This is a genomic window from Pseudomonas sp. GW821-FHT03E01 (assembly GCF_059420765.1).
Genome location: NZ_JBWKUI010000005.1, coordinates 333,086 through 345,557 on the forward strand (window position 1 = coordinate 333,086; position 12,472 = coordinate 345,557).

General features: G+C 60.0%; 10 protein-coding genes. 5 read left to right on the top strand and 5 right to left on the bottom strand.

Features of this window, described 5'->3' with window-relative positions; all coding sequences use genetic code 11:
- Positions 1 to 17: 17 nt before the first annotated feature.
- The 4 genes from acnD to AC07VO_RS11075 form a co-directional block, all read right to left on the bottom strand.
- Entirely contained in the window at positions 18 to 2,612 is a 2,595-nt protein-coding gene (gene acnD / locus AC07VO_RS11060) for a Fe/S-dependent 2-methylisocitrate dehydratase AcnD (RefSeq protein ID WP_111454666.1), read from the bottom strand.
- Positions 2,613 to 2,723: 111 nt separating this feature from the next.
- Complete coding sequence (gene prpC, locus AC07VO_RS11065; RefSeq protein ID WP_018925251.1) at positions 2,724 to 3,851, bottom strand: bifunctional 2-methylcitrate synthase/citrate synthase; 1,128 nt, start codon at positions 3,849 to 3,851, stop codon at positions 2,724 to 2,726.
- Between the two features lie 56 nt (positions 3,852 to 3,907).
- Positions 3,908 to 4,798, bottom strand: coding sequence for a methylisocitrate lyase (prpB, locus tag AC07VO_RS11070; RefSeq protein ID WP_018925250.1), 891 nt, complete (start codon positions 4,796 to 4,798; stop codon positions 3,908 to 3,910).
- The gene (locus AC07VO_RS11075; protein ID WP_007902102.1) at positions 4,795 to 5,517 is read right to left on the bottom strand and encodes a GntR family transcriptional regulator; all 723 of its coding nucleotides are present in this window, start codon (positions 5,515 to 5,517) and stop codon (positions 4,795 to 4,797) included. The genes prpB and AC07VO_RS11075 overlap by 4 nt, the downstream gene beginning before the upstream one ends.
- A 297-nt stretch (positions 5,518 to 5,814) precedes the next feature.
- On the opposite strand from AC07VO_RS11075, the gene rloA reads away from it, so the two are divergent.
- From rloA to pabB, 4 genes are all read left to right on the top strand, one after another.
- Positions 5,815 to 6,351: a retropepsin-like aspartic peptidase RloA gene (gene rloA, locus AC07VO_RS11080; RefSeq protein ID WP_019579744.1), complete on the top strand. Its 537-nt coding sequence runs from the start codon at positions 5,815 to 5,817 to the stop codon at positions 6,349 to 6,351.
- A gap of 5 nt (positions 6,352 to 6,356) precedes the next feature.
- Positions 6,357 to 7,892, top strand: coding sequence for an osmotic stress tolerance membrane protein RloB (rloB, locus tag AC07VO_RS11085; RefSeq protein WP_018925249.1), 1,536 nt, complete (start codon positions 6,357 to 6,359; stop codon positions 7,890 to 7,892).
- Positions 7,892 to 8,878 carry an alpha-L-glutamate ligase-like protein gene (locus tag AC07VO_RS11090; protein ID WP_018925248.1) on the top strand — a complete coding sequence of 329 codons (987 nt, stop codon included), beginning with the start codon at positions 7,892 to 7,894 and terminating at the stop codon, positions 8,876 to 8,878. Before rloB ends, AC07VO_RS11090 begins: the two co-directional genes overlap by 1 nt.
- Before the next feature lie 257 nt (positions 8,879 to 9,135).
- A complete protein-coding gene (gene pabB, locus AC07VO_RS11095; RefSeq protein WP_086945775.1) occupies positions 9,136 to 10,473 on the top strand; it encodes an aminodeoxychorismate synthase component I in 1,338 nt (445 codons plus the stop codon).
- 100 nt (positions 10,474 to 10,573) lie between these two features.
- Here the strand turns inward: pabB and thrH are convergent, their stop codons facing one another.
- Positions 10,574 to 11,191: a bifunctional phosphoserine phosphatase/homoserine phosphotransferase ThrH gene (gene thrH, locus AC07VO_RS11100; RefSeq protein ID WP_086945776.1), complete on the bottom strand. Its 618-nt coding sequence runs from the start codon at positions 11,189 to 11,191 to the stop codon at positions 10,574 to 10,576.
- 171 nt (positions 11,192 to 11,362) lie between these two features.
- Between thrH and AC07VO_RS11105 the strand changes: the two genes are divergently transcribed.
- Positions 11,363 to 12,103, top strand: a complete 741-nt coding sequence (locus AC07VO_RS11105; RefSeq protein WP_007942164.1) for a phosphoadenylyl-sulfate reductase — start codon at positions 11,363 to 11,365, stop codon at positions 12,101 to 12,103.
- Positions 12,104 to 12,472: the final 369 nt, after the last annotated feature.

Sequence of the window (12,472 nt, forward strand, 5' to 3'; positions counted from 1 at the left end):
CCGCGCGGCTCGTCGTGTTAAACGGCAACCGCCGACTCTTCGAGGAAGTCCTGAGCGAAACGCTGCAACACGCCGCCGGCCTCGTAGATCGACACTTCTTCGGCGGTGTCGAGGCGGCAGGTCACCGGCACTTCGACGCGTTCACCGTTCTTGCGGTTGATCACCAGCGTCAGCGTCGCGCGCGGGGTGCGATCGCCGATCACGTCATAGGTTTCGCTGCCATCTATCCCTAAGGTTTTACGATTGGTGCCCGGCAGGAACTCCAGCGGCAACACGCCCATGCCCACCAGGTTGGTGCGGTGAATGCGCTCGAAACCTTCGGCGGCAATCGCTTCCACCCCCGCCAGACGCACGCCTTTGGCCGCCCAGTCCCGGGACGAACCCTGGCCATAGTCGGCACCGGCAATGATGATCAGCGGCTGCTTGCGTTCCATGTAGGTTTCGATGGCTTCCCACATGCGCATCACTTTGCCTTCCGGCTCCACGCGGGCAAGAGAACCCTGCTTGACCTTGCCGTTTTCCTGCACCATTTCATTGAACAGTTTCGGGTTGGCGAAGGTTGCGCGCTGCGCGGTCAAGTGGTCGCCGCGGTGCGTGGCGTAGGAGTTGAAGTCCTCTTCCGGCAGGCCCATTTTCGCCAGGTACTCACCCGCTGCGCTGTCGAGCATGATCGCGTTCGAAGGCGACAGGTGATCGGTGGTGATGTTGTCCGGCAGCACCGCCAGCGGGCGCATGCCCTTGAGCGGACGCGCGCCGGCCAGCGCGCCTTCCCAGTACGGCGGACGACGGATGTAGGTGCTCATCTCGCGCCAGTCGTACAGCGGCGTGACTTTCGGGCCAGTGTCTTCGTGGATGGCGAACATCGGAATGTACACTTGGCGGAACTGCTCCGGCTTGACCGAGGCCTTGACCACCGCGTCGATTTCTTCGTCGCTCGGCCAGATGTCTTTCAGGCGGATTTCCTTGCCATCGACCACGCCCAGTACATCTTTTTCGATGTCGAAACGGATGGTGCCGGCGATGGCATAAGCCACCACCAATGGCGGCGATGCGAGGAACGCCTGCTTGGCGTACGGGTGAATCCGCCCGTCGAAGTTGCGGTTGCCGGAGAGTACGGCGGTGGCGTACAGGTCGCGGTCGATGATCTCTTGCTGGATCACCGGATCCAGCGCACCAGACATGCCGTTGCAGGTAGTGCAGGCGAAGGCCACGACGCCGAAGCCGAGTTGCTCCAGCTCTTTGGTCAGACCGGCTTCATCCAGATACAGCGCCACGGTTTTCGAACCGGGTGCCAGGGACGACTTGACCCATGGCTTGCGGGTCAGCCCAAGCTGGTTGGCATTGCGCGCCAGCAGGCCGGCGGCAATGACGTTGCGCGGGTTACTGGTGTTGGTGCAACTGGTGATGGCGGCGATGATCACCGCACCGTCCGGCATCTGGCCGGGCACGTCTTCCCACTGGCCGGAGATGCCTTTGGCAGCCAGATCCGAGGTCGCGACACGCGCATGCGGATTGCTCGGGCCGGCCATGTTGCGCACCACCGAGGACAGGTCGAAGCTCAACCCGCGCTCGTACTGCGCGCCTTTGAGGCTATCGGCCCACAGGCCGGTCTGTTTGGCGTAGCTCTCGACCAGTTGCACTTGCTCGTCTTCACGGCCGGTGAGTTTCAGGTAGTCGATGGTCTGCTGGTCGATGTAGAACATTGCCGCAGTGGCGCCGTATTCCGGGGCCATGTTGGAAATGGTCGCGCGGTCGCCGAGGGTCAGGTTTGACGCACCTTCACCAAAGAACTCCAGCCACGCGCCGACGACTTTCTGTTTGCGCAGGTATTCGGTCAGCGCCAGCACCATGTCGGTAGCGGTGATGCCCGGTTGCAGCTTGCCAGTAAGCTCGACGCCAACGCTTTCCGGCAAACGCATCCACGACGCGCGGCCGAGCATCACGCTTTCCGCTTCCAGACCGCCGACGCCGATGGCGATCACACCCAGCGCATCGACATGCGGGGTATGACTGTCGGTGCCGACGCAGGTATCAGGGAAAGCCACGCCGTCGCGCACCTGGATCACCGGCGACATTTTCTCCAGGTTGATCTGGTGCATGATCCCGTTGCCCGGCGGGATCACGTCGACGTTCTTGAAGGCTTTCTTGGTCCAGTTGATGAAGTGGAAACGGTCTTCGTTGCGACGGTCTTCAATGGCGCGGTTCTTTTCGAAGGCCTCGGGATCGAAGCCGCCACGCTCGACGGCCAGGGAATGGTCGACGATCAATTGCGTCGGCACCACCGGGTTCACTTGCGCCGGGTCGCCGCCTTGCAGGGCAATGGCATCGCGCAAGCCGGCAAGGTCCACCAGGGCGGTCTGACCGAGAATGTCGTGGCACACCACGCGGGCCGGAAACCACGGGAAGTCGAGGTCGCGTTTGCGCTCGATCAGTTGCTTCAGGGAATCGGTGAGCGTGGCCGGGTCACAGCGACGCACGAGGTTTTCCGCCAGCACGCGGGAGGTGTACGGCAGGGTGTCGTAGGCGCCTGGCGCAATGGCATCGACCGCCGCACGGACGTCGAAATAATCCAGAGAGCTGCCGGGCAGCGGTTTGCGGAATTCAGTATTCATCGTCAGGACTCGGTCACGGTAATTTCAATAGGTGGGCGCCTGGCACCGGGCTGAACCCCGACCTGCAGGGTTCCCGGTTTCGTCAGTAACCAGTACCGGCGCCCTCCCCGGTCAGCGTTGTTCGATTGGCACGAACTTGCGCTGTTCGACGCCGACGTACTCGGCGCTCGGGCGGATGATGCGGTTGTTGGCACGTTGCTCGAACACGTGGGCCGCCCAGCCGGTCAGGCGCGAGCAGACGAAGATCGGTGTGAACAACTTGGTCGGGATGCCCATGAAGTGGTACGTCGAGGCGTGGTAGAAGTCGGCGTTCGGGAACAGTTTCTTCTGTTCCCACATGGTTGCATCGATGGCTTCTGAAACCGGGAACAACACCGTGTCGCCCACTTCGTCGGCGAGTTTTTTCGACCAGCCCTTGATCACCTCATTGCGCGGATCGTTGTCCTTATAGATCGCGTGGCCGAAGCCCATGATCTTGTCCTTGCGTGCCAGCATGCCGAGGGTGCCCTCGACCGCCTCTTCCGGCGAGCTGAAGCGCTCGATCATTTCCATCGCCGCTTCGTTGGCCCCGCCGTGCAGCGGGCCGCGCAGGGAACCGATGGCAGCGGTGATGCAGGAATACAGATCCGACAGCGTCGAGGCACACACCCGAGCGGTGAAGGTCGAGGCGTTGAATTCGTGCTCCGCGTAGAGGATCAGCGAAACGTTCATCACCTTGACGTGCAACTCGCTCGGCTTCTTGTCGTGCAACAGGTGCAGGAAATGGCCGCCGATGCAGGCTTCGTCGGTCACGCAGTTGATGCGCTTGCCGTCGTGGCTGAAGCGATACCAGTAGCACATGATCGCCGGGAACGCGGCCAGCAGGCGGTCGGTTTTGTCGTGCTGCTCGGAGAAATCTTTCTCCGGCTCGATGTTGCCCAGGAACGAGCAACCGGTGCGCATCACATCCATTGGATGGGCGTCGGCGGGGATGCGCTCCAGCACTTCCTTCAACGCTTGCGGCAGGTCGCGCAGCTTGCTCAGTTTCTCGGTATAGCCGGCCAGTTGTAACTGGGTCGGCAGTTCGCCGTACAGCAGCAGGTAAGCCACTTCTTCGAACTGTGCGTCAGCCGCCAGTTCGCGCACGTCGTAACCGCGATAGGTCAGGCCGGCACCCGACTGGCCCACGGTGGACAGTGCGGTTTGCCCGGCAACCTGGCCACGGAGCCCGGCGCCACTGAGTACTTTTGCTTCGGCCATTGCTGTCTCCAATCTTGAATTTGTTAGGGAATCGGCAAGTTGTGGGGGATTGCGCCTTACTTCTTCGCCGCAAACAACGCATCGAGCTTCTGCTCGAACGTGTGGTAATCGATGCGATCGTAAAGCTCCATGCGCGTCTGCATGGTGTCGATGACGTTCTGTTGCGTGCCGTCGCGGCGGATCGCGGTGTAGACGTTTTCCGCAGCCTTGTTCATCGCGCGGAACGCCGACAGCGGGTACAACACCAGCGACACATCGGCACCGGCGAGCTGCTCGGTGGTGTACAGCGGTGTCGCGCCGAACTCGGTGATGTTGGCCAGGATCGGCGCTTTCACGCGGCTGGCGAACAGTTTGTACATCTCAAGTTCAGTGATGGCCTCCGGAAAGATCATGTCGGCGCCGGCCTCGATGCACGCGGCGGCGCGATCCAGTGCAGACTCCAGACCTTCCACCGCCAGGGCATCGGTGCGGGCCATGATCACGAAGCTGTCGTCGGTGCGCGCATCAACAGCGGCTTTGATGCGGTCGACCATTTCCTGCTGCGAAACGATCTCTTTATTGGGACGGTGACCGCAGCGCTTGGCGCCGACCTGGTCTTCGATGTGAATTGCCGCCGCGCCGAACTTGATCATCGACTTGACGGTACGGGCGACGTTGAACGCCGAGGAACCGAAACCGGTGTCCACGTCCACCAGCAGCGGCAGGTCGCAAACGTCGGTGATGCGGCGCACGTCGGTCAGCACGTCATCCAGGCCGGTAATGCCCAGGTCCGGCACGCCGAGGGAGCCGGCAGCCACCCCGCCCCCCGACAGGTAGATAGCCTTGAAACCGGCGCGCTTGGCCAACAGCGCGTGGTTGGCGTTGATCGTGCCGACCACTTGCAGCGGATGCTCGCTGGCGACCGCATCGCGGAAACGCTGGCCTGGAGTGCTCTTGTTGGAACTCATGACTCACCTCGTTCAGTGGCTGTCGGGTTAGCGCCGTCCTGGTAGTGACGGGCGATATTGCGTTTGGAGGCGCCGATGTGACGGCGCATCAACAACTCGGCCAGTTCACCGTCACGGTCGGCGATGGCATCGAGAATTCGGTGGTGCTCGGCAAACGCCTGGCGTGGCCGATTGGGCGTGGTGGAAAACTGGATGCGGTACATGCGCACCAGTTGATAGAGCTCGCCGCAGAGCATCTGGGTCAGGGTGCGGTTGCCGCTGCCCTGGATGATCCGGTAATGAAAGTCGAAATCGCCTTCCTGCTGGTAATAGCCGACGCCCGCCTGAAACGCCGCATCACGCTCGTGGGTTTCCAACACCCGGCGCAGTTCGTCGATTTCTTCAACGGTCATGCGTTCAGCCGCCAGACGGCACGCCATGCCTTCCAGGGATTCGCGGATTTCGTAGAGTTCCAGCAATTCGGCGTGACTCAACGACACCACCCGCGCCCCGACGTGCGGCACGCGAACCAGCAGGCGCTGGCCTTCCAGTCGGTGGATCGCCTCACGCAACGGCCCGCGGCTGATGCCGTAGGTGCGCGCCAGCTCCGGCTCGGAGATCTTGCTGCCCGGGGCGATCTCACCCTTGACGATGGCCGCCTGAATGCGTCGGAAGACGTTTTCGGAAAGTGTTTCCGAGTCGTCCTGAACCGTGACCGGGGGATCGAGTTGATCCAGCATATTGTCGACACCTTTAAAAGCAATGCCGCAAAAACTAGCGAATAAGGCCGGTTACGTCAAAGGATAAATAGACATTGTCGACAATCGTCTAATAACCGCTTGCACCATAAAGAAGCAGCACCCTCGGTTACAGCCGTCCGCCAGCGCTGGCGCCATAAAACCACCGTGCTAGAATGCCGCCCGCATTTGCTTGTCATCTGCATTGCCTGTCATAAAAAAAGGATAGGCATACGAGGGAGCTTGTGCAGCAATGCCAGGGCCTTGAATTGAAGAACGGACCGCTGCGCATCAGGATTTATGAGACTCAAGCTCTTCACCACATTTCTTTGTCTTCTTGGCCTGTCAGGTTTTGCCGCGGCAGGGGAAAAGACTGTGTACGGCCTCAATGAGTACGCGTCGCTGGATGGCATCAACCTGGAAGTTGCCGCCAAACTCGACACCGGGGCGAAAACCGCCTCGCTGAGCGCCCGCGACATCAAACGTTTCAAACGCAATGGCGAATCCTGGGTGCGCTTCTATCTGGCCATCGACGCCGCGCATTCGCACCCGATTGAACGACCGCTGGCCCGTGTCAGCAAGATCAAGCGCCGGGCCGGTGACTACGACCCGGAAGAAGGCAAGAAGTACACCGCCCGTCCGGTCATCGAGCTGGATATCTGCATGGGGTCGGCTTTACGCAGTATTGAAGTGAACCTGACCGACCGCAGCGCCTTCCAATACCCGCTCTTGATCGGCTCCGAGGCACTCAAGCGTTTCGATGCGCTGGTCGATCCAAGTCTTAAATACGCTGCTGGCAAACCTGCCTGCGCCACCGACGCACATACCGCAGAGTAATTCCAATGCGCTCTCTTACCCTCCATCTGAAATTGCTGATCGCCATCCTGGTGGTGCTGGGCATTTCAGTTACGGCCTATCAGATTTTCGTGCTCGGTATTCCGGTGACTGAAGATGCCACCGATGACTTGTGGAACATCGACGCCAAGGTCGAGTTCGTCGCCAACGCCAAAGACCCGATCAAGATCCAGATGTTCGTGCCGCCGCTGAGCCGCGACTACGTGAGCCTTAACGAGAGTTTCATTTCCAATAACTACGGTGTGGCAGTGAACCGTGTCGACGGCAACCGCAAGGTCACCTGGTCGGCACGTCGGGCCAAGGGCAACCAGACCCTTTATTACCGCCTGGTGCTGACCAAGCGCTACACCGGCGAAAAATCCAAGGTCAAAGGGGCGACCTTCCGCGACAGCATCGCCGTCGAAGGTCCGGAAAAAATCGCCGCCGAAGCCTTGCTCGCGCCGATCCGCCAGCATTCGGCCGACGTCGAAACTTTCATCGGCGAAGCCATCAAGCGTGTCAACAACCTCAACGACGACAACGTGAAACTGCTGCTGGCCGGCGATACGTCCACCGCGAACAAAGCCAAAATCGTTGAGCTGGTTCTGTCCATCGCCCACGTGCCGGTGGAAAAGGTCCACACCATCCGCCTGGTGGCCGATCAGCCGCAAACGCCTGAACTCTGGTTGCGCAGTTTCAACGGTACCGACTGGCTGTACTTCAACCCGGAAACCGGCGAACAGGGCCTGCCCACCGACCGCTTGCTGTGGTGGACCGGCGATGAAAACCTGATCACCGTCGATGGCGGCAAGAAAGCCAACGTCACCTTCAGCCTGAACAACAGCGAAATGAACGCCATTCGCCTGGCCAAGCTGACCGACGAGAACTCCGACGCCAACTTCCTCGACTACTCGCTGTACGGCCTGCCGCTGCAAACCCAGCAGACCTTCATGATCATGGTGATGATCCCGATCGGCGTGCTGGTGATCCTGATCCTGCGCAACCTGATCGGCATCCAGACACTCGGCACCTTTACCCCGGTGCTGATCGCCCTCGCCTTCCGGGAAACCCAGCTCGGCTTCGGCATCGTGCTGTTTACCATCATCACGGCGCTGGGGCTGTCGCTGCGTTCCTACCTTGAGCACTTGAAACTGCAAATGCTGCCGAGATTGTCGGTGGTGCTGACCTTCGTGGTGGTGCTGATCGCGGCGATCAGCCTGTTCAGCCACAAACTCGGCCTGGAGCGCGGATTGTCGGTGGCGCTGTTCCCGATGGTGATTCTGACCATGACCATCGAACGCCTGTCGATCACCTGGGAAGAGCGCGGTGGCGGCCATGCCATGAAAGTGGCGATCGGCACGCTGTTCGCCGCCTCCCTGGCGCACCTGATCATGAGCGTGCCGGAGCTGGTGTACTTCGTGTTCACCTTCCCGGCGGTCCTGCTGATTCTGGTGGCTTTCATGCTGGCCATGGGTCGCTATCGCGGTTACCGCCTGACCGAACTGGTGCGTTTCAAGGCTTTCCTGAAGGAGGCTGACGCCTGATGTTCGGTCTCTGGAAGACCTGGAAAGCCCTGGAGGCCCGGGGCATCATGGGGATCAATCGGCGTAACGCCGACTACGTGCTCAAGTACAACAAGCGCAGCCTGTACCCGATCGTCGATGACAAGATCATCACCAAGGAACGCGCCATCGCCGCCGGCATCCACGTGCCGGAGCTGTACGGCGTGATCTCCACCGAGAAGGAAATCGATAACCTCAAGGAGATCATCGGCGGGCGCACCGACTTCGTGATCAAACCGGCCCAGGGCGCCGGCGGCGACGGCATCATTGTGGTTGCCGACCGGTTCGAGGGGCGCTATCGCACAGTGTCCGGCAAGATCATTGACCATGAGGAACTCGAGCACCATATCTCGAGCATCCTCACCGGCCTGTATTCCCTGGGCGGGCACCGCGACCGTGCGCTGATCGAATACCGCGTGACCCCGGACCAGATCTTCAAAAGCATCAGCTATGAAGGTGTGCCGGATATCCGCATCATCGTGCTGATGGGTTATCCGGTGATGGCCATGCTGCGCCTGCCGACCCGCCAGTCCGGCGGCAAGGCCAACCTGCACCAGGGCGCCATCGGCGTCGGTGTCGACCTGGCCACTGGCCTGACATTGCGCGGCACCTGGCTGAACAACATCATCAACAAACACCCGGACACCACCAACGCGGTAGACGGCGTGCAACTGCCCTACTGGGACGGTTTCATGAAACTGGCCGCCGGCTGTTACGAGTTGTGCGGGCTGGGCTACATCGGCGTCGACATGGTGCTTGACCAGGAGAAAGGGCCGCTGATTCTTGAGCTCAATGCCCGGCCTGGGTTGAACATTCAGATCGCCAACGATTGCGGCCTGACGTCCCGTACCCACGCGGTCGAGGCGCGACTCGAAGAGCTGAAGGCGCGCGGGATCACCGAAACGGCGCAGGAACGTGTGGCGTTCGTTCAGGAACTGTTTGGGCATATTCCGACGATTGAGGGCTGACCCCTCTGGCTCTTTGTGGCGCGGGAGCTTGCTCCCGCTTGACTGCGCAGCAGTCATAAAACGGCATCCTCGGTTTCTCTGAAAACCGAGGGGCTGATTTTTTTGGGCCTGCTTCGCAGTCCGCCGGGAGCAAGCTCCCTCGCCACAGGCAAACTTCCCTCGCCGCAGATGTATCTCTTGCCGACATCCCCTCTAGGAGCAAATCCTGCAGAGGACTACAATCGCTCCCCCGCCTCGTTGGCTGATCTGCCCCGCCCATGTTGACCTGTTCTGTACACCCGCTGCCCTATCGCGCCAACCCTGCCGAGTACTTCGCGGCGATTCGTCATGCCCCCGGTGCCGTGCTGCTCGACAGCGGCCGGCCGAGTGCCGAACGTGGGCGTTTTGACCTGCTCAGCGCCTGGCCGCTGGAGCAACTGGCCGTGTTGCCGGATGAAAGCGGCAGCCATTTCCTGCAACGCCTTCGCAAGAACCTTACACGGCTCGGTGAAGCAACCGTCCCTGACGACTTGCCCTTCGCCGGCGGCCTGATCGGCTACCTGAGCTACGACTTCGGCCGGCATCTGGAAAACCTGCCGAGCCAGGCGCGGGACGATCTGCAATTGCCCGACGCACGCTTCGGGCTGTATGACTGGGCACTGATCAGCGATCACCATCTGGCTACCAGTCAACTGGTGTTCCACCCGACGCTGATCGACAGCGAACGACAACGGCTGATCGAACTGTTCACTCAGCCCACCACCGAGAATATCCAGCCATTCAAACTGGACGGCCCGATGAGTGCTGACCTGAGCGCTGACGACTATCGGCAAGCCTTCGAACGCATTCAGCAGTACATCCAGGCTGGCGACTGCTATCAGGTCAACTTCGCCCAGCGCTTTCGCGCCCAATGCCAGGGCGATCCGTGGGCGGCCTATTGCGCGCTGCGGGCGGCTTGCCCGACACCGTTTTCCGGCTTCCAGAGCCTGCCCAACGGCGACGCGGTGCTGAGCCTGTCGCCGGAGCGCTTTGTCAAAGTCAGCGAGCGCCACGTCGAAACCCGCCCGATCAAAGGCACCCGCCCCCGCGGGCTGACCTCTGCCGAAGATGCGGCGAACGCCGCCGAACTGCTGGCCAGTCCCAAGGACCGCGCGGAAAACCTGATGATCGTCGACTTGCTGCGCAACGATCTGGGTCGTACCTGCCGTATCGGCTCGGTACGGGTGCCGGAGCTGTTCAGCCTGGAAAGCTATCCGAACGTGCATCACCTGGTGAGCAGCGTTACCGGCGAACTGGCGGATGACAAGGACGCGCTGGACTTGATCGCCGGCAGCTTCCCCGGCGGCTCGATTACCGGCGCGCCAAAAATTCGCGCCATGCAGATCATCGATGAACTGGAACCGACCCGTCGCGGGTTGTATTGCGGTTCATTGCTGTATCTGGACGTGCGCGGGGAGATGGACAGCTCCATCGCCATTCGCAGTTTGTTGGTCAAGGATGGGCAGGTGTGCTGCTGGGGCGGCGGGGGGATCGTCGCGGATTCGGATTGGCAGGCGGAGTATCAGGAATCGATTACCAAGGTGAAGGTGCTGCTCGAAACGTTGCAGGGCCTCTAAAAGCTTCGCGGGCAAGCCTCGCTCCTACAGAATTCAGGTCGTGGAATCGACCATGCCCTGTAGGAGCGAGGCTTGCCCGCGAAGGCATCCTCGCAGACGACTACAAACTCAAAGCCCGGTTCGAGGCCTTGATGAACTCCTGCTTCAACTCGGTAAAGCTGTGCACCGCCGGGAACTGCGGGAACTCGCGAATCACATTGTCCGGCGCGTGGAACAGAATCCCGGCATCCGCCTCGCCCAGCATCGTGGTGTCGTTGTAGGAATCCCCCGCCGCAATCACTCGGTAGTAGAGGCTCTTGAACGCCAAAACCGACTGACGCTTGGGATCTTTCTGACGCAGCTGATAGCCCGTGACCCGACCGGCATCGTCAGTAATCAGACGATGACAAAGCAAAGTCGGGAAGCCCAGTTGACGCATCAGCGGCTGGGAAAATTCGTAAAAGGTGTCCGACAGAATCACCACCTGAAAGCGCTCACGCAGCCAGTCGACAAATTCACTGGCGCCTTCCAGAGGCTTGAGCGTAGCGATCACTTCCTGAATGTCGGAGAGCTTCAGGCCATGCTCGTCGAGAATCCGCAGGCGCTGCTTCATCAACACGTCGTAGTCGGGAATGTCCCGAGTGGTGGCCCGGAGGGACTCGATCCCGGTTTTTTCGGCAAAGGCGATCCAGATTTCCGGGACCAGCACACCTTCAAGATCCAGACAGGCAATTTCCACAAGACACTCCCATTAGTATTATTTATGAGTCGAGCGAGCAAAAGGACTGCCGAACTCTAGCGACTCGCCCCCCTCCGTGCAACGCAGAGGACGCGCCAGCCACCGCAGGATTTTGTTACCATCGACGCATATAGAGCGCCCAGCGCCACCGACCTGTAGGAAGCCGCCCTGATGAGCCCATCGTTCGACGTCGTGGAACTCGCCACGACCTATGCCAACAAATCCGCCCAGGACATCCTGAAACTCGCGTTTGCCGAGTTCGGCGATGACCTGTGGATATCTTTCAGCGGCGCCGAGGATGTGGTGCTGGTGGACATGGCCTGGAAGCTGAACAAGAACGTCAAAGTGTTCAGCCTCGACACCGGCCGCTTGCATCCCGAGACCTACCGCTTCATCGAGCAGGTGCGCGAGCACTACAAGATCGATATCGAAGTGGTGTCGCCGGACTACAGCAAGCTCGAACCTTTCGTGAAGGAAAAAGGCCTGTTCAGTTTCTACAAGGATGGCCATGGCGAGTGCTGCGGCATTCGCAAGATCGAGCCGCTGCGTCGCAAACTGTCTGGCGTGACCGCCTGGGCCACCGGCCAGCGTCGGGACCAGAGCCCGGGCACCCGCAGCGCCGTCGCGGTGCTGGAAATCGACACCGCGTTTTCCACCCCGGAACGTACCCTGTACAAGTTCAACCCGTTGGCACAGATGACCAGCGAAGAGATCTGGGGTTACATCCGCATGCTGGAGCTGCCGTACAACAGCCTGCATGAACGCGGATTCATCAGCATTGGTTGCGAGCCTTGCACCCGTCCGGTGCTGCCGAACCAGCATGAGCGCGAAGGTCGTTGGTGGTGGGAAGAAGCCACGCAGAAAGAATGCGGGCTGCATGCCGGAAACATCATCAGCAAGTCCAAAGCTTAAAAGATCGCAGCCCGTAGCAGCTCCTGCAGGAGCTGGCGAAGCCTGTGATCGTTTACTTTAAAAATGTGTACACAGAAATGTCACCATAAGTGCCATATCTGTGTGCACTTTTAGTTTTAGCGCCCCAAAAAGTTACATTCCCCTGTCCTGACTTCCTCAGTCGAACACTCCGACAAAACCCTGCCCAAAATAAATACCTGTTCAATCGGTCAATTTATATCGTCTTTTTTTCAACTACTTATCTTCAATAAATAACAAAACGAAATTAGCCTTAAATTTTATAGATCACCGACTGGCACATATCTGGCTTAAGTGAAGACATGTTTTGTATACAATAAATACAAAAACATACACACACTTTAGATCCGC

Excerpts from the sequence above, each read along its gene's own strand:
- acnD (WP_111454666.1), bottom strand. The coding sequence starts at position 2,612 with ATGAATACTGAATTCCGCAAACCGCTGCCCGGCAGCTCTCTGGATTAT.
- prpC (WP_018925251.1), bottom strand. The coding sequence starts at position 3,851 with ATGGCCGAAGCAAAAGTACTCAGTGGCGCCGGGCTCCGTGGCCAGGTT.
- prpB (WP_018925250.1), bottom strand. The coding sequence starts at position 4,798 with ATGAGTTCCAACAAGAGCACTCCAGGCCAGCGTTTCCGCGATGCGGTC.
- AC07VO_RS11075 (WP_007902102.1), bottom strand. The coding sequence starts at position 5,517 with ATGCTGGATCAACTCGATCCCCCGGTCACGGTTCAGGACGACTCGGAA.
- rloA (WP_019579744.1), top strand. The coding sequence starts at position 5,815 with ATGAGACTCAAGCTCTTCACCACATTTCTTTGTCTTCTTGGCCTGTCA.
- rloB (WP_018925249.1), top strand. The coding sequence starts at position 6,357 with ATGCGCTCTCTTACCCTCCATCTGAAATTGCTGATCGCCATCCTGGTG.
- AC07VO_RS11090 (WP_018925248.1), top strand. The coding sequence starts at position 7,892 with ATGTTCGGTCTCTGGAAGACCTGGAAAGCCCTGGAGGCCCGGGGCATC.
- pabB (WP_086945775.1), top strand. The coding sequence starts at position 9,136 with ATGTTGACCTGTTCTGTACACCCGCTGCCCTATCGCGCCAACCCTGCC.
- AC07VO_RS11105 (WP_007942164.1), top strand. The coding sequence starts at position 11,363 with ATGAGCCCATCGTTCGACGTCGTGGAACTCGCCACGACCTATGCCAAC.